The sequence below is a fragment of the Ruegeria sp. HKCCD9138 genome, assembly GCF_057220975.1.
This window is the reverse complement of the sequence record NZ_JBWVAZ010000012.1, coordinates 1-16,620: the sequence shown is the minus strand read 5'-3', so window position 1 is coordinate 16,620 and position 16,620 is coordinate 1. Positions and strand designations below refer to the sequence as shown.

The following is a 16,620-nucleotide window of genomic DNA, read 5'->3' as shown; positions in this document are numbered from 1 at the left end:
GCCGAAGGCAAAAAAGCGCCGCGCAGCGGCAAATCAGTCTGGCGCCAACATGTACCCGGCTCCCCGCACGGTCTGCAGATAACGCGGCTGCTTGGGGTCCTGTTCAATCTTGCGACGCAAGCGCGTGATCTGCACGTCCACCGCGCGTTCCTGAGCCTGACCTTTGTCCCGGCCCAGGTCTTCTACCAGTTTGGCACGGCTGATCGGTTCACCCGGCTGAGCGGAAAAGATCTTCATCAACTGACTTTCGGTTGCGGTAAGGCGCACAGGGTCTTCGCCCTGCCACATTTCGCCCCGCTCGATGTCATATCGGATCGGACCCAGGCTCAATATCTTGGCAGCGGCATCCTGTGCCGGCGTTTCGGGCATTCTCCGCAGGATCGCGTTGATCCGCAGCAGCAGCTCCTTGGGTTCGAAGGGCTTGGCCAGATAGTCGTCGGCGCCGGCTTCCAGCCCGGCAATCCTGTGTTCGGTTTCACCTTTTGCCGTCAGCAGCAGGATGGGCGTCGTATGCGTCTCCCGCAAGGCCCGGGTCAGGCTGACCCCATCTTCGCCCGGCATCATCACATCCATGACGATCAGATCGAAATCCAACCCCGACAGCACGCGCCTTGCATGGCCGGCATCGCGAGCCGAGGTCACCAGAAACCCGCTGCGCATCAGGAATTTTTTCAAAAGATCGCGAATACGCTCGTCATCGTCGACGATCAGAAGATGGGCGTCCATATCGCTCATGAAGTCGTATCCCGCAGTTTGGCATATGCATGACGCATATCAGCATCCATCATCGCTTCAAGCACTTTACGAAAACCGGCCACGGCTTCGGGCCCGGCTTCCTTGTAGGCTGCGCGCATCCGGGCGCGCTGGGCGTCGGACAGTTTGGCTTCCAGGGAACTGCCCTTTTCCGTCAGAAATAGATGCCGTTCGCGTTTGTCCACGGTTCCGACCCGGCTTTCGACCATTCCGTCATCAATCAGGGTGCGAAGAACCCTGTTTAGAGACTGTTTTGTAACCCCCAGAATGGCCAGCAGATTGTTGACCGTTGTCCCCGGGGCGCGATTGATGAAGTGGATGGCGCGGTGATGGGCCCGGCCGTACGCCATCTGCGCCAGAATGCGGTCGGGATCAGCGGTAAAACCGCGATAGGCGAAGAACATCGCCTCGATACCTTGCCGCAGCTGTTCATCGGTCAGAAACAGAAGGCTTTCGCCAAAGGCCGGAGCGGGCCGGGTTTCAGACATGTCTCGCCTCATCAATTGCCTCGCCCGAGTTTAAGTCAGCGTTGTTGACATTCCAAGGGCAGAGGAGTATCGAAACGCGAATTTTGCGTGGCATTTCCGGGAAATTCGAACGGAATCACGCAACAATCCAACAATCATCGCGGTTCAGGAGGGTTCGCATGGCTGGGTATGATGATCGTGACGGTGTCATCTGGTTGGATGGCAAGCTGGTGCCCTGGCGTGAGGCGAACGTACACATCCTGACCCATGCGATGCACTATGCCTCGTCGGTGTTCGAGGGTGAGCGCGCCTATAATGGCAAGATCTTCAAAAGCAGGGAACATTCCGAACGTCTGATCGCCTCGGCCGAGGCGCTGGACATGCCGATCCCCTATTCCGTGGACGAAATCGAAGCCGCCAAGGAAGAGGCGCTGAAAGCCAGTGGCCTGCAAGATGCCTATATCCGCGCGCTGGTCTGGCGTGGTTCGGGCGAGGACATGGGTGTCGCATCTGCCAAGAACCCGGTTCGCATGGCCATCGCGGTCTGGCCTTGGGGCGCCTACTATGGCGACGCCAAGATGCAGGGCGCCAAGCTGGACATCGCCGAATGGAAGCGCCCCAGCCCCGAAACCATCCCGGTTCACGCAAAGGCGGCGGGTCTGTACATGATCTGCACCATCTCCAAGCACAAGGCCGAGGCGAAGGGCTGCTCGGACGCCTTGTTCATGGACTGGCGCGGATATGTGGCCGAAGCGACCGGTGCCAACGTGTTCTTTGTCAAAGATGGTGAGGTGCACACACCTCTTGCCGATTGCTTCCTGAACGGAATCACCCGCCAAACGGTCATTCAGATGCTGAAAGACAAGGGCATCACCGTTCATGAACGCCGCATCAAGCCCGAGGAAATGGCCGATTTCGAACAGTGCTGGCTGACCGGAACCGCAGCCGAAGTCACTCCGGTCGGCCAGATCGGTGATTATACCTTCGAGGTGGGCGACCTGACGCGCGAAATTGCGGAAGACTACGAAAAACTGGTGCGCAGCTAGTTTGACGGCACGTGGAGTTATCCACGATCGTCACGATATCATCGTGATAGTTTCATGAATCTGAGCCGCGCGTTTTACAAACGCGCGGCTCTCTTTTGCTCGCCGATCCCGTGATCGTCTATTGTATCACCAGACAGGAGAGCCCCAATGACCAAACTCATTCATCCCTCGCGCCGCACTTTTTTGGCGGGCAGCACGGCCTTCGCCGCAACGCTGTCAGTGCCCGCGATCAGCCGGGCTTCGTCGCGGCCGGTCTTCACCCATGGCGTTCAGTCTGGCGATGTGGATACAGCATCGGGCATGATCTGGACCCGCACCGACCGTCCCGCGCGGGTCATGATGGAGGTCTCAACCACCGAAAGCTTTGCCGATGCCCGCAAACTGACACCGATGGATGCCATTCCCAACAGCGATTTTGCCGTGAAACGCCTGATCGAGGGTCTGCCCTCGGATCAGGACATATTCTACCGCTTTGTCGCCGCTGACCTGAGTGACATCAATGTCGTTTCAGAGCCTATTACAGGGCAATTCCGCACTGCGCCGACTTCGCAGCGGGATATTCGCTTTGCCTGGTCGGGCGACACGGCCGGACAGGGATGGGGCATCGATGACGACGGAATGCGAACATACGCAACTATGGCGCAGCACAGACCCGATTTTTTCATCCATTCCGGCGACACAGTCTATGCCGATGGTCCGATGCAGGATGAGGTTGAAAAAGACGGCCAAGTGATCTGGAAAAACACCACGCTGATCGACGAGAAACGCAAGGTGGCCGAAACGCTGGACGAATTCCGCGCCCAGTGGAAATACAACATGATGGACGAGCACTTGCGTGCGATGAATGCGCTCTGCCCGACTTTCTTCCAGTGGGATGATCACGAGGTGGTCAACAACTGGTCTGACGCCAAGGACCTGATCTCGGATGACCGGTATACCGAGAAATCGGTGCATGTGCTGCAATCGCGCGCCGCGCGAGCGTTCCACGAGATGACTCCATTGCGTTTCACACCTGCCGAGCCGGGCCGCGTGTATCGCAAGATCTCATACGGTCCGATGCTGGACGTCTTCTTCCTGGACCTGCGCAGCTATCGTGGTCCGAATGGTCCATCGATGGAGCAAGAAATCACCGAAAAGTCGCGCATCCTAGGGACGGGGCAACTGGCCTGGCTGAAACGGGAGCTGGCCTCTTCCGAAGCCACGTGGAAAGTTATCGCATCCGATATGCCGATCGGACTGATTGTGTGGGACAACTGGAGAGAACAGGCCGGAGCCGAGGCAATTGCCAACGGAGACAGCGGACCGGCCAAGGGTCGCGAACTGGAAATTGCCGATTTGCTTCGGTTCATCAAGTCGGAGAACATCACCAACACAGTCTGGTTCACGGCAGATGTCCATTACACCGCCGCGCATTACTACGACCCTAACAAAGCACAATTCCAGGACTTCGAACCGTTTTGGGAGTTTGTATCTGGTCCACTGCACGCGGGGACTTTTGGTCCGAATGCCCTGGACGGCACCTTTGGTCCGGAGGTCAAGTTCGTCAAAGCTCCGGCCGAAGGACAAGGCGTGAACCTGCCTCCCAGCGCGGGGCTGCAGTTCTTTGGTCTGGTGGATATTGACGGTGCAACGGAACAAATGACTGTCCGCCTGATGGACCGGGCCGACACTGAATTGTGGTCCGTTACGCTGGACCCGCAAAAACGCGCGCTTTGAGGTATCTGCAATTTGACCTTCGCACTCCGGAGTATTTCGGAGTGCGGATTTGGGCTTGATATTTCCGACTGAATTGATCAGATAAAGGCCAAGGCCAGATACTCGTTATCCAGCACAGGATTTCGGGGCGGTTTGCGGGTTTAGCGCATGAGTTGGTGAGAGCTCGCCGCCGCCTCGGAAACGATTGGACGTGGAGTTTGAGAGGTCGGGATGGGCGATCCACTTGACGAAATCATTGTTCGGCACGAGGCAGCAACCTGTTGCGGCTGCTGCTGCGACGATGACTTTGCGGCCTATGTCGAACAGCGCAAGCCCGCGCCCGAGGTCACGGACATCGCGCGCACTGATCAATTGCCGCATAGTGCCGCCAGTCAGCGCGGCTCGGTCAGGTATGTGTTCGAGACCATGCGCACCAACGAAGGCGGTACGGGTGAGCTGTAGCGCAGTTCCGGTGGAACAGCGCCAGCTCGTTTTCCTCAGAAATCTACGCCGCGCTGGGCTTTGATGCCTGCCTGGAAGGGGTGTTTTTCCTCGGTCATTTCGGTCACAAGATCGGCATAGTCACGCAACGCTTGCGGCGCGTCGCGGCCCGTCAGAAAGACGCTGGTTTTGTCGGATCGTGCCTTCAGACCTTCAATTACAGTGTCTACAGAAAGGTATTCGTAGCGTAGGGCGATGTTGATTTCGTCCAATAGGACCAGATCGTACTCGCCACTACTCATCAAATCACAGGCCTTCCCAAAGGCAGCGGTGGCGGCGGCGATGTCGCGCTCGCGATCCTGCGTGTCCCAGGTGAAACCCTCGCCCATCGTGTGCCAGGTCACCAGGTCACGATCCTCGAAAAACCGCCGCTCGCCCGTTTTCCATTTGCCCTTGATGAACTGCACCACAGCCACCTTTTGGCCCCAGCCCAGGGCGCGAATGACAACACCGAACGCCGCCGAAGACTTACCTTTGCCTTTGCCGGTATTGATCAGTACCAACCCGCGTCCGGGATCGACCGCCTCGGACACTTTCTTGCGGTGCTTGGCCTGCACCTCTTGCATTTTTTCCTTGTGATCCTGCGCGTCGCTCATCTTGGAACCTCATTGATTGTCCGGCCCAACCTAGGGGAAGTTTGCAAAAGGTAAAGATCAGGCTTTGGGGTCAGATACAGATCGAGCCTTGCCGCGTTCGAGACCCAGTTGCCGTTCGCGCCAGATAACCAGCGCGTTGCCCGCAATCACCAGCGCTGCACCGGCCAGCATGACCAGCGTCGGCAATTCATCAAACCACACATAGCCAATAAATATCGCAAACAGCATGGTGGTATAGTCATAGGGTGCCAGCATCGAAGCCTGCCCGAACCTGTAGGACGAGGTCACGAGAATCTGAGCAACGCCGCCGATCAGGCCCATTCCGATCAGGATTGCGGCTTGCTGAAGGGTGGGCACGGTCCAGCCGAAAAAGGCCGTCAGCCCGGACAACAGCGTCGCTGTCAGCGAAAAATAGAACACGATCGCCGCCGGATGATCGACCTGTACTAGTTGCCGGATGTGGATCTGCACAAAAGCGCGGGCAATCGTTGCGCCCAGTACGCAGAGCGCGCCAATTGTCGCGGCGGTTTCCATGTTGCCACCGCCCAGCCGTGGCCAGATCATGATCAGCACCCCGACCAGACCAATTGCAACCGCTCCGATGCGGATCATGCGGATGCGTTCCCCCAGCATGAATGCCGCCAGAATCAGGGTAAAGATCGGGGTGGCATAGCCGATTGCGGTCACTTCGGGCAGGGGAAGCAGGCTGAGGCCGGTAAATGTCAGACCCATGGCGCCGGTGCCAAGAACGCCGCGCCAAAAGTGGCCCATGGGTTTCTTGACGACAAAGCCATGGGCCAGCTCTCCGCGTGCGATCAGCCAGATGACGATCACGGGGATGGCGAACAGCGACCTGAAAAACACCATCTCCCCCGGAGGGAAATCATCGGACAAGGCTTTGACCAGCGCTGACATGGATGTGAACAGCATCAACGCGGCCAGTTTCAGACCCACGGCCAGAACGGGTCGATGCGATGTTAACGATTTTGCCATCGGCGCGACCCTGCGCCTTTGTGGCGGAAAGATCAACGGCTTGAATCAGCGGGTGATCCAGGATTGCGGCAAGGCGTTGCCGATCTCTTCGGCAAACTCTTCGAGGAAGCGGATCATGCGCTCGGTCCTTTGCTGCGCGATCTGTTTTCCCGCTTTGGTCAGCATCTCGTCAGGCAGGTTCAGCAGTTTGACTTTCCAATGGTCGACCGAGAAATGCAGATCATCCAGCGGCCGGTTTTCCGCAAACGGATCGGCCGGGTCATACAGCGACCGCCCGAGAGCACCCGAAACGGAGAAATTACGTGCAACGCCGATTGCGCCCAGCGCATCCAACCTGTCGGCATCGCGAAGGATACGGGCCTCGTCCGTTTCCGGGGCGATATTGGCCGAGAAACTGTGCGCTTCAATTGCGTGCTGAATGGCGCGGATCTGAGCCCGACCATAGCCCAAATCGGCTAGAATAGGCTCTGATTCCACTGCCGACCGACGTGAGGCCAAATGGCGATCAGGGTCGTCCTTGGACATATTCACCAGGTCATGAAGGTAGCTGGCGGCCATCAACACCGGCATATCTGTATCAGGATCCGCAATGGCCTGAGCATTGACCCAAACACGATCCAAATGGGCCAGATCGTGCGCGGGGTCCGTCTGCATCCGCTGCGCGACGATACCGCGCAACCGCCCTCGCAGGTCAGCCGATCCGTCCACGGTTCTCTCCGATCTGGCCGCGATGCAGCAGCAGGTGGTCGAGGATGACGCAGGCCATCATCGCCTCGCCGACCGGCACGGCGCGGATGCCGACGCAGGGGTCGTGGCGGCCTTTGGTGACGATCTCGGTTTCCTCGCCCGATTTGGTGATGGTCTTGCGGGTGGTCAGGATGGACGAGGTCGGCTTGACCGCAAATCGGACCACAACGTCCTGCCCGGTTGAGATACCTCCCAGAATACCACCTGCGTGATTGGAGCTGAATTGCGGTCCGTCCTGACCCATGAAAATCTCATCGGCATTGGCCTCGCCGGTCAGTTCGGCGGCGGCCATGCCCTCGCCGATCTCGACGCCCTTGACCGCATTGATCGACATCATTGCAGCGGCCAAATCAGTGTCTAACTTGGCGTAAACCGGTGCGCCGAGGCCCGCGGGTATGCCCCGAGCCACCACTTCGACCACTGCACCGACCGAGTTTCCGGATTTACGCAAATCGTCCAGATAAGCTGCCCAGTTGCCTGCCGACTGCGCATCGGGGGTCCAGAACGGGTTCTGCTCGATCTGCGACCAGTCGAAGTTGTCGCGGTCGATTTTGTGGGGGCCCATCTGCACCATATAGCCAGTAATCTGCACGTTGGGCGCGATCTGTTTGATCGCTTCGCGTGCCAAACCGCCCGCGGCCACACGCGACGCGGTTTCGCGGGCCGAACTGCGCCCGCCGCCGCGATAGTCACGAATGCCGTATTTCTGCCAGTAGGTGATATCGGCATGGCCCGGACGGAACTTATCCATGATGTCGCTGTAATCTTTCGAGCGCTGATCGGTGTTTTCGATCATCAACTGGACAGGCGTGCCGGTGGTCTGGCCTTCGAACACGCCGGACATGATTTTCACCTGATCGGGCTCGCGGCGCTGCGTGGTGAACTTGTTCTGTCCCGGTTTACGCCTGTCCAGCCAGTGCTGGATCATGCTTTCATCGATCTCGACACCCGGAGGGCAACCATCGACGGTAGCGCCAAGCGCGGGACCGTGGCTTTCGCCCCAGGTGGTGACGCGGAAGAGGTGGCCAAAACTGTTCATCGACATGGGGCATGCTCCTTTGAGCGTTGTGATTAGCGGGCAAGGCTCGTGGCCTCAAGCGGATTTGCGGCTGGCAGAACGTGTCGCGCCGCCTTTCAGGCGACGCGTTTGAGTATTTTTGAAAAGATGAAGATCAGGCCGCTTGCCTGAGGGCGGCGTGCGTTGCCGTGATCTGCAGTGCGGCCTGTGCGGCCTCGCGCCCCTTTTGGACGAAGTGGTCGCGGTATATGGCGTTGTGGTGATCGGTCTCCTGATATTGGTGCGGGGTCAGGGAGACCGACAGGACTGGCACGCCGGCATCGAGGCCCGCACGCATCAATCCGTCGACGACGGCCTGCGCCACGAAATCGTGCCGGTAGATGCCGCCATCCACCACGAAGGCGGCGCAGGCCACGGCGGCATAGCGGCCGGTCTGAGCCAATTCGCGAGCCAGCAGAGGCATCTCGAACGCGCCGGGGACGTCGAAAACATCGACCTGTTCAGCGGGGATGAGTTCCAGAAACCCTTCGAGGGCGCGGTCGACGATATCGGAATGCCAGTTGGCTTTGACAAAAGCATAGCGGGTGTGTGTCATCATGATCTCCTTAGCAAAACAGACACTTCACCCAAGGCGATCACGAACAGCCGCGTCGCTTGGCGACACGCTGCGCGTTCTCTTTCATCCGGACTGTAACCGTCGGCTCTGGCCTCTCACCAGATCTGCTGACACCCCGAAAACGGGGTCGCTCGCGGGCTTACGGGTCACAGCCCGCATACCGCCGGTGGGGAATTCCGCCCCGCCCTGAGAACAGCCCGAACTTGCCAAGGGAAGGGCCGGTCTGCAAGAGAGATCGGAAGGAGGACAACCATGCACCCAAACCCTGCCTTTCGCGCGGAGGATCGCGCACGCAACGTGGACTTTGCGCGCCACCGCGCCTTTGGCGTGCTCGCTGTATCCACGGTAGGGGCACCGTTGCTCAGCCATGTGCCGTTTCTGTTGTCCGAGGATAGCCGGAACATGGAGCTGCACCTGGTGCGCTCCAACCCGATCGTCCGGGCGTTGGGCGAACCAAAAACCGCGCGAATCGCGGTGACCGGCCCGGATGGCTATGTATCGCCAGACTGGTACGGATTGGACGATCAGGTGCCGACGTGGAACTATATTGCGGTGCATCTCACTGGACGGCTGGAGCTGCGTCCCCAAGAAGACCTCAGAGGAACGTTGGATCGCCAGTCAGCGTTCTTTGAAGATCGCCTGCGTCCCAAACTGCCATGGAACCCGAGGAAATTGACGGATGAAGCTTTGGAAAAGCTCATGCGGATGATTGTTCCATGCCGCCTGTGCGTTGAAGATATTCAAGGGACGTGGAAACTGAACCAGAACAAACCCGAGGACGCACGCCTTGACGCCGCAGATCAGATCGAAGCTGCAGGGTTCGGCAGCGACGCGGAATGGCTGGCCGCGCTGATGCGCAAGGCGTGACCAGCCCCTGGCGCTATTGCGCCGAAAATGTCGCCAAGTAGGCCGCAATATCGTCCGCGCCTTTCTTGAGCTTGACGGACATGTTCGGGCGTGCGGTTTCGTCGTCCAGATAGTCCTTGATGAACCCGATCGGGTCCTTTGAATAAGCGGCGATGTTGTCTTCGGTCCAGACGAGGCCTTCTTCGCCAGCGCGGATCATGTCGTCGGTGAACATGCCGATGGGCAGCCGTTCGCTTCCGTAGCGATAGTCGCTCTCGGAGCCGGCGACCCGTCCGACCACGCCGTAGAGATTCGGTCCGGTGATACCGCCTTTGACCAGAACTTCGCCGTTCTTGATGATCGCGTGGCAGGAAGAGCAGCGGTTATAGAGTTTTTCACCTTTGGCCGGATCGCCCGCTGCGAGACCCTGAGCAGCGGTTGCGACCGTGAACAGCAGTGCGGTTGCGGTTAACTTTGACATGAGGGCGCTCCTGTTTCGAAAATACCTGATTGCGCCTTGGGGCATTCAGGCAGAGGGTGCAACAGGAAACCAAACGCAAGCAGTGTTTCGGAAATATCTATTTTATATTAACAATTTAGCCTCAGAAAAATCACGCTAAAGTTGAAACAGGCGCGGCGATTTTGTGGCAAAATTTGGGTCATAGTGCTTGACGCTCAACCGCGATGCCAAGCCCGGCTTAAGCCGTTGAACCGCTTTCTGCGCGCGGGCGAATCACATAGTGCTGGCGCTGATACTCATGTCGAATTCATGAGTCTGAAAGTCGTGAAACCTTGAATTTTGGCCCTTTCGTTGTGACATGAATGCCCAGATGCGGCGTAGTGCGCGCCTATGACCGCTGGACGAACCGTTTTCTCCCGGCTAGATAGCCGCGATGAGACGCCGCTTTGATGCGGTGCTGATGCATGTTTGCCCGAAACCCGGGCGCTGGAATCGGAGAAAACCTCGTGTCCCACGCAGAAGACCACGAAGGCACCCGCAGAGATTTCCTCTACTACGTCGCTGGCGGCGCAGGTGTCGTCGCGACGGGTGCAGCCGTATGGCCCCTGATCAACCAAATGAACCCATCGGCAGACGTTCAGGCGCTGTCCTCGATCCGCGTGGATGTGAGCGGGGTTGAGCCGGGCACGCAGCTAACCGTCAAATGGTTGGGCAAACCCGTGTTTATCCGTCACCGCACCGGTGCCGAAATCGCGGAAGCACAACAGCAGGACGAAGAGGGTCTGGCCGCGTTGCCTGATCCGCTGGCCCGCAACGCCAACCTGAACGCCGACGCCCCTGCAACCGATGCAAACCGCGTGATGCCATCGCCGGAAGGCGAAGCGCCCGGTGCATGGATCGTGCAGATGGGCGTGTGTACCCACCTTGGTTGCGTTCCTCTGGGGGATGCAGGCGATTTTGGCGGGTGGTTCTGCCCCTGCCACGGCTCGCACTACGACCTTGCCGGCCGCATCCGTAAAGGCCCCGCGCCTGAGAACCTGCCCGTTCCGCCTGCGGAATGGACCGACAACACCACCATCAGACTCGGCTAAGGGAGACCCAGATGTCCGGAATTCCCCACGATCATTACGAGCCGAAGACAAACGGCGAGAAGTGGCTGAACAGCCGCCTGCCAATCGTCGGCCTGCTGTATGACACCCTCATGATCCCGACCCCCAAGAACCTGAACTGGTGGTGGATCTGGGGTATCGTCCTGGCGTTCTGCCTGGCGCTGCAAATCGTTACCGGTATCGTTCTGGTGATGCACTACACCCCCCATGTCGATCTGGCCTTCGCCAGCATCGAACACATCATGCGCAACGTGAATGGCGGCTATATGCTGCGCTACCTGCACATGAATGGCGCATCGCTGTTCTTTGTCGCGGTTTACATCCACATCTTCCGCGGTCTGTTCTACGGCTCGTACAAAGCCCCGCGTGAGATCACGTGGATCATCGGAATGCTGATCTATCTGATGATGATGGGCACCGCCTTCATGGGCTATGTTCTGCCCTGGGGTCAGATGTCCTTCTGGGGTGCGACCGTGATCACCGGCCTGTTTGGTGCGATCCCGTTCGTAGGTGACGCGATCCAGACCTGGCTGCTGGGCGGACCGGCGGTGGACAACGCCACGCTGAACCGCTTCTTCTCGCTGCACTACCTGCTGCCGTTCGTGATTGCGGCGCTGGTGATCGTGCACATCTGGGCCTTCCACACCACCGGCAACAACAACCCGACAGGTGTTGAAGTGCGCCGTGGTTCGAAAGCCGAAGCCGAGAAAGACACGCTTCCGTTCTGGCCGTACTTCGTGATCAAGGACCTGTTCGCGCTGGCCGTGATCCTGGTTGTATTCTGGGCCGTTGTCGGCTTCATGCCGAACTACCTGGGCCACCCGGACAACTACATCGAAGCCAACCCGCTGGTGACACCTGCACACATCGTGCCTGAATGGTATTTCCTGCCGTTCTACGCGATCCTGCGTGCCTTCACCGGTGAGGTCTGGGTTGTGCAGATTGCCAGCTTCGTCACCGGCGGCATCATCGACGCCAAGTTCTTTGGTGTTCTGGCGATGTTCGGCGCGATCCTGGCGATGGCTCTGGCGCCCTGGCTGGATACCTCGAGCGTGCGTTCGGGCAAGTACCGCCCGATGTTCAAATGGTGGTTCTACCTGCTGATCATCGACTTCTTCGCCCTGATGTGGCTGGGGGCGATGCCCGCCGAGGAACCCTATGCGACCTTCTCGCTGATCGCCTCGGCCTACTGGTTCGCTTATTTCTTCGTGATCCTGCCGATCCTGGGCGTCATCGAAAAGCCCGAGCTTCCGCCAGAGACCATCGAAGAAGACTTCAACGCGCATTATGGCAAGGCTGACGCCGAAGCCACGCCGGCCGAGTAAGAAGAGGGACCGGAATCATGTTCAAGAAACTTGCAATCGGCGCCGCGTTTGCTCTGGCCCTGACCCCTGCTGCATCCTTTGCAGCAGGTGGCGGCGAGCAGCATATCGAGGACTTCGCGTTCTCGTTCGAAGGCCCCTTCGGCACCTACGATCAAAACCAGCTCCAGCGTGGCCTTCAGGTCTACACCGAGGTTTGCGCGGCCTGCCACGGCCTGCAATACGTGCCTTTGCGTGACCTCGAAGCGCTGGGGTACTCGGAAGAAGAGGTCATCGCGTATGCGGCTGGCAACTTCGAAGTGTTCGATCCGGAACTGGATGATTTCCGCCCGGCGATCCCGACCGACCATTTCCCGGCCAACACCAGTGCAGGCGCGCCCGATCTGAGCCTGATGGCAAAGGCGCGCGCCGGTTTCCACGGACCTTATGGTCTGGGTATCAACCAGTTGTTCAAAGGTATGGGCGGTGCGGAATACATCGCTTCTCTGCTGGATGGCTATACTGGCGAGGAAAAGGAAGAAGCGGGCGCGGTTCTGTACGAAAACACCGCCTTCCCCGGTGGCTGGATCTCGATGGCACCACCGCTGTTCGATGAACAGGTCGAATTCGCTGACGGACACGCAAACTCGGTCGAGGCAATGTCCGAAGATGTTTCCGCGTTCCTGATGTGGGCGGCTGAACCCAAAATGATGGACCGCAAGAATGCTGGCTTTGTCGGTGTTCTGTTCCTGACTGTTCTGTCGGTGCTGTTGTATCTGGTCAACAAGCGCCTGTGGGCACCGGTGAAAGGGAAAGAGCACTAAGGCTTACACCCCTACTTGCAATTGAAATCCCCGGCGCCCTACGGCACCGGGGATTTTTTTATGGCGGGTCGGGAATGGGCCAGCCCCTTCTTGGCCTGCGGCCAATTCATCCCCGGGATATTTTTTAGCCAGGTGAAGATGCGCGGTGTATCAGGCCAGAAGTTGGGTAGCGGTTGATCCTGTGATCCTAGCCGGAACGATCCGCCCTTCAGGCTGCGGCGCAGCGAACGTCACTTCGGTGAATTGCTCGGTCCGGCCCATATGGGGATTTTCCATCAGAATGCGGTGGGATTTGCCGATCTGCGCGTTGAGGTGTTTGGTGATCTGGGCGTCTCCGGCCGTACGCAGACGGGCGGCGCGGTTCTTGATCACCTTGCCGTTGACCTGTTGCGGGATGCGTGCGGCTGGCGTGCCTTCGCGTTTGGAATAGGGGAAGACGTGCAGCCAGGTCAGATCGCAATCGGTAACCAGCTTCAGCGAGTTTTCGAAATGCGCCTCGGATTCGGTTGGGAAGCCCGCGATGATATCGGCGCCAAATGTCATGTCGGGCCGCAGCTTGCGAGCCTCTTCGGTGAACCGAATGGCGTCATCCCGCAAATGCCGGCGCTTCATGCGTTTCAGGATCAGATCGTCGCCATGTTGCAGGGACAGATGGAGATGCGGCATCAGGCGCGGTTCGGTGGCGATAGCCTGCATCAGGTTTTCGTCCACTTCGATCGAGTCGATCGAGCTGATGCGCAGGCGGGGAAGGTCCGGCACGAGTTTGAGAATCCGCATGGCCAGATCGCCCAGTTTCGGTTGCGCCGGAAGATCCGCGCCCCATGAGGTCAGGTCAACGCCGGTCAGCACGACCTCGTTGTAGCCCCGGTCCACCAACCGTTTGATCTGATCCACTACAACGCCCGCGGGGACACTGCGTGAGTTGCCGCGCCCGTACGGGATGATGCAAAAGGTGCAGCGGTGATCGCAGCCATTCTGGACCTGTACATAGGCACGAGAACGGGTGCCGAAGCCATCGATAAGGTGACCCGCGGTTTCGGTCACAGACATGATGTCGTCGACCTGAACGGCTTCGGATTCACCGATGAAATCCGCCGCCATACCTTTCCAGGTTTCGGGCTGCATCTTCTCGGTATTGCCGATGACCGCGTCGACTTCATCCATCGCGGCAAAGGTCTGGGGTTCAGTCTGCGCGGCACAACCGGTGACGATCAGGCGCGCACCTGGGTTCTCCCGACGCAGCTTGCGAATTTCCTGCCGGGCCTTGCGTACAGCTTCGGCGGTTACGGCGCAGGTGTTGACAACTACAGCGTCCTGTAGGCCGGCCTGCTGCGACAGCTCTTTCATCGCCTCGGTCTCATAGGCGTTCAGGCGACAGCCCAGGGTGGCGAACTTGGGTGGGTTCATCCCAGAGACTCCAGAAATTCGGGGGTCAGGGTCCCCGAAAAGACATGACAGGTCGGGCCGGTCATCCATACCCCGTCCTTGCGCCAGTCGATCCATATCGTGCCGCCGTCCAGATCAATCCGAACCTTTCGCCCCGTCAGACCACGCCGCGCCGCCGCCACGGCCGTCGCGCACGAGGATGACCCGGAGGCCAGCGTGATTCCCACGCCACGCTCCCAGACACGCATTCGGATGTGGCCCGGATCAATCACCTGTGCGACCTGCACATTGGTGCGCTCGGGATAGAGCGGGTGATACTCGTAACGGGAACCGAACTCATCCAGAGGAATCGCTTCTGCGTTTTCCACAAAGAACGTGCAATGCGGATTACCCATACCGGTAGCTGTCGGGCCACCTTCGATCGGCAGTTCCAGCGTGTCCATTTCTTCGGCCAGCGGAATCTCGTTCCACTTCAACTGCGGCTGCCCCATATTGACCGAGGTGAGGCCATCACCCGCGTCCCGCGCCAGCAGCTTGCCGCGTTCCGTGGTCAGCACCAGTTCGTCCTTACCCTGCTCGTCCATCAAAAACCGAGCGATGCAACGCGTGGCATTTCCGCATGCCGCCGACGTCGAGCCATCAGCGTTGTAGAACACCAGATGTGCGTCCGCGTCTCCGTTCCCGATCACCGCCAGCTGATCAAAACCAACACCGAATTGCCGGTGTCCGATTCCCTTCGCCAAAGAGGTCGTGATCGCCGCATCGTGCCTGCGCGCGTCCACAATGACGAAATCATTGCCCAGCCCGTGCATCTTCATGAAGGGCAATCCGGTGTCGTGTGAGTGTTGCATGGCGGGCATATAACGATGGCTGTGAAATGAATCCACCCTGTCGCGCAGATTCCTGAAAAAAGGGGTTGACCCCCCCGCGCCACCTGCCTAATTAGGCCGCCTATCGGGACGCCGGATCCACTTCAAGTGATGGCGAAACGAGGTGCAAATAAGGTCTTGAACCCGGTCGGGTAAATACCTTACAGAGCGCCACGGATCTATCAGATCCAACAAAGAGTGGGCCGTTAGCTCAGTTGGTAGAGCAACTGACTTTTAATCAGTGGGTCGCAGGTTCGAATCCTGCACGGCTCACCACTTTTTTCAATAATAACAAATGCTTGCACGGATTCGCGTAGAGCGCGCTTGGTGACGTGCGGCTTGCCGGAAGCAATACGGAAGCACTATGACAAAGATTGAAGTGTGCCTATTGGATCACAATGGTATAGCGCGGCACGGTTATTGGCTGACTGCGACACGATAAATGGCAGTGGCTAGAGCCGGACGCGACCTTTGAGGCGCAGAGACACAACATCTGGGACAGGTCATATGGCCACTGAGCTGCCCTTCGCTGCTAGTGCAAGACTGGGTCTCAGCGACGTCGGCAAGGCACAGGAAGCGGATTTTAAATCAAAGATGCAGTGATTTGGAGCCGTGGACAGCGGCTATGCGGTCAAAGCTGCCTGCGCTGTTACCTTCTATTCTAATTTCAGCCACTCTGTAACACCCCCTCTTCTAATAACTGCGACCTTTTCGTCCGCAGAAAACTCAAATATAGCCGTAAAAACTCCATTCGAGTTTCCTGGACCCATCGTCAAAAAAACTGCAAGAAAATTCCCGGACCTATCGACTGTGAAGCGAACGATGCTCCCCAGGTCGGAAGCAGATCCATCCAGTTGTAGAACGGTGTTGTTTTCCCTCTCACCTTCAAACCAATTAATAAGGCACTCCCGGTCTACTCTGCCTTGTGTTAGGAAATTTTCTTTAATTTGATCAATTAGGTAATCTTCAAGACCTCTCTTGCTGAAGATGCTTTTTTTAGGGGGAGGTACTTCATCACATATTTCGTGCTTTGGTGCGGGTTCTGCCGACGCGAAGGACCATCCGTAAAGAATGATTAAAAGCGTTGCAGAAATCAAATGTTCAGCCGACAGAAACTTCATTGTTCTCACTCGCACAATTTAAAGGTGGGTGAACAGGTTGGGATCACCTTAGAGACAAATCAAAACACGATCCTAGTCTCGTATTCCCTACCCCATAGATTGATATCGGGTTAACTACAGCATCGGTCAAAGTGGACTCATACCGGTCATCTGACGCATTTGGCCGGGCTTCATGGCGGGTCATGCGGCGTTAACGACCACAGTGCGGACAAAGCTGCTAATCCAACTTTCCTTTCGCCATTCTGTTTGGGAATCGCTGGATAGATCCGCAT

General features: G+C 58.2%; 18 protein-coding genes, 1 tRNA gene and 1 riboswitch. Of the genes, 8 read left to right on the top strand and 11 right to left on the bottom strand.

The features are described 5' to 3' along the window. Positions 1–33 precede the first annotated feature (33 nt). Both AC2TEL_RS17910 and AC2TEL_RS17905 read right to left on the bottom strand, forming a co-directional pair. Positions 34–735: a response regulator gene (locus tag AC2TEL_RS17910; protein ID WP_480838866.1), complete on the bottom strand. Its 702-nt coding sequence runs from the start codon at positions 733–735 to the stop codon at positions 34–36. Further along, positions 732–1,241 carry a MarR family winged helix-turn-helix transcriptional regulator gene (locus tag AC2TEL_RS17905; RefSeq protein WP_480838864.1) on the bottom strand — a complete coding sequence of 170 codons (510 nt, stop codon included), beginning with the start codon at positions 1,239–1,241 and terminating at the stop codon, positions 732–734. Before AC2TEL_RS17905 ends, AC2TEL_RS17910 begins: the two co-directional genes overlap by 4 nt. 158 nt (positions 1,242–1,399) lie before the next feature. Here AC2TEL_RS17905 and AC2TEL_RS17900 point away from each other — a divergent pair, with 158 nt between their 5' ends. From AC2TEL_RS17900 to AC2TEL_RS17890, 3 genes are all read left to right on the top strand, one after another. Further along, entirely contained in the window at positions 1,400–2,266 is an 867-nt protein-coding gene (locus AC2TEL_RS17900; protein ID WP_480838862.1) for a branched-chain amino acid aminotransferase, read from the top strand. 147 nt (positions 2,267–2,413) lie between these two features. Further along, on the top strand, positions 2,414–3,982 hold the full coding sequence (locus tag AC2TEL_RS17895; protein WP_480838860.1) for an alkaline phosphatase D family protein: 1,569 nt from the start codon (positions 2,414–2,416) through the stop codon (positions 3,980–3,982). Positions 3,983–4,192: 210 nt separating this feature from the next. After that, a complete protein-coding gene (locus AC2TEL_RS17890; RefSeq protein WP_480838858.1) occupies positions 4,193–4,423 on the top strand; it encodes a hypothetical protein in 231 nt (76 codons plus the stop codon). A 35-nt stretch (positions 4,424–4,458) separates the two neighbouring features. On the opposite strand, the gene cobO is transcribed toward AC2TEL_RS17890, so the two are convergent. The 5 genes from cobO to AC2TEL_RS17865 all read right to left on the bottom strand — a co-directional run bounded on the left by cobO (position 4,459) and on the right by AC2TEL_RS17865 (position 8,411). Next, positions 4,459–5,058 carry a cob(I)yrinic acid a,c-diamide adenosyltransferase gene (gene cobO / locus AC2TEL_RS17885; RefSeq protein WP_480905843.1) on the bottom strand — a complete coding sequence of 200 codons (600 nt, stop codon included), beginning with the start codon at positions 5,056–5,058 and terminating at the stop codon, positions 4,459–4,461. A gap of 57 nt (positions 5,059–5,115) precedes the next feature. Then, entirely contained in the window at positions 5,116–6,051 is a 936-nt protein-coding gene (locus AC2TEL_RS17880; RefSeq protein WP_480838854.1) for a DMT family transporter, read from the bottom strand. A 45-nt stretch (positions 6,052–6,096) separates the two neighbouring features. Beyond that, positions 6,097–6,759, bottom strand: coding sequence for an HD domain-containing protein (locus tag AC2TEL_RS17875; RefSeq protein WP_480905840.1), 663 nt, complete (start codon positions 6,757–6,759; stop codon positions 6,097–6,099). After that, positions 6,743–7,843 (bottom strand): chorismate synthase, encoded by a 1,101-nt coding sequence (gene aroC / locus AC2TEL_RS17870; RefSeq protein WP_480838850.1) that lies wholly within the window; start codon positions 7,841–7,843, stop codon positions 6,743–6,745. The genes AC2TEL_RS17875 and aroC overlap by 17 nt, the downstream gene beginning before the upstream one ends. A 127-nt stretch (positions 7,844–7,970) precedes the next feature. Then, the gene (locus AC2TEL_RS17865) at positions 7,971–8,411 is read right to left on the bottom strand and encodes a 6,7-dimethyl-8-ribityllumazine synthase (RefSeq protein WP_480838848.1); all 441 of its coding nucleotides are present in this window, start codon (positions 8,409–8,411) and stop codon (positions 7,971–7,973) included. Between the two features lie 72 nt (positions 8,412–8,483). Further along, a riboswitch (FMN riboswitch) is annotated at positions 8,484–8,630 on the bottom strand. A 54-nt stretch (positions 8,631–8,684) separates the two neighbouring features. Here AC2TEL_RS17865 and AC2TEL_RS17860 point away from each other — a divergent pair. Beyond that, positions 8,685–9,299 (top strand): FMN-binding negative transcriptional regulator, encoded by a 615-nt coding sequence (locus AC2TEL_RS17860; protein ID WP_480905838.1) that lies wholly within the window; start codon positions 8,685–8,687, stop codon positions 9,297–9,299. A 13-nt stretch (positions 9,300–9,312) separates the two neighbouring features. Here the strand turns inward: AC2TEL_RS17860 and AC2TEL_RS17855 are convergent, their stop codons facing one another. Next, positions 9,313–9,759 carry a c-type cytochrome gene (locus AC2TEL_RS17855; protein WP_480838844.1) on the bottom strand — a complete coding sequence of 149 codons (447 nt, stop codon included), beginning with the start codon at positions 9,757–9,759 and terminating at the stop codon, positions 9,313–9,315. A gap of 485 nt (positions 9,760–10,244) precedes the next feature. On the opposite strand from AC2TEL_RS17855, the gene petA reads away from it, so the two are divergent. From petA to AC2TEL_RS17840, 3 genes are read left to right on the top strand one after another with little or no spacing between them, the layout of a single operon-like run. Then, complete coding sequence (gene petA, locus AC2TEL_RS17850) at positions 10,245–10,829, top strand: ubiquinol-cytochrome c reductase iron-sulfur subunit (protein WP_480838842.1); 585 nt, start codon at positions 10,245–10,247, stop codon at positions 10,827–10,829. Positions 10,830–10,840: 11 nt separating this feature from the next. Continuing rightward, positions 10,841–12,172 (top strand): cytochrome b, encoded by a 1,332-nt coding sequence (petB, locus tag AC2TEL_RS17845; protein WP_480838840.1) that lies wholly within the window; start codon positions 10,841–10,843, stop codon positions 12,170–12,172. Positions 12,173–12,189: 17 nt separating this feature from the next. Continuing rightward, entirely contained in the window at positions 12,190–12,972 is a 783-nt protein-coding gene (locus AC2TEL_RS17840; RefSeq protein WP_480838838.1) for a cytochrome c1, read from the top strand. A 150-nt stretch (positions 12,973–13,122) separates the two neighbouring features. Here AC2TEL_RS17840 and mtaB read toward each other — a convergent pair whose 3' ends face one another. Further along, complete coding sequence (mtaB, locus tag AC2TEL_RS17835) at positions 13,123–14,379, bottom strand: tRNA (N(6)-L-threonylcarbamoyladenosine(37)-C(2))-methylthiotransferase MtaB (protein ID WP_480905836.1); 1,257 nt, start codon at positions 14,377–14,379, stop codon at positions 13,123–13,125. After that, complete coding sequence (gene dapF / locus AC2TEL_RS17830; RefSeq protein WP_480905832.1) at positions 14,376–15,218, bottom strand: diaminopimelate epimerase; 843 nt, start codon at positions 15,216–15,218, stop codon at positions 14,376–14,378. The genes mtaB and dapF overlap by 4 nt, the downstream gene beginning before the upstream one ends. A gap of 209 nt (positions 15,219–15,427) precedes the next feature. Between dapF and AC2TEL_RS17825 the strand changes: the two genes are divergently transcribed. Continuing rightward, positions 15,428–15,503, top strand: a tRNA-Lys gene (locus AC2TEL_RS17825). A gap of 380 nt (positions 15,504–15,883) precedes the next feature. On the opposite strand, the gene AC2TEL_RS17820 is transcribed toward AC2TEL_RS17825, so the two are convergent. After that, entirely contained in the window at positions 15,884–16,348 is a 465-nt protein-coding gene (locus AC2TEL_RS17820; RefSeq protein WP_480905829.1) for a hypothetical protein, read from the bottom strand. Positions 16,349–16,620 lie beyond the last annotated feature (272 nt).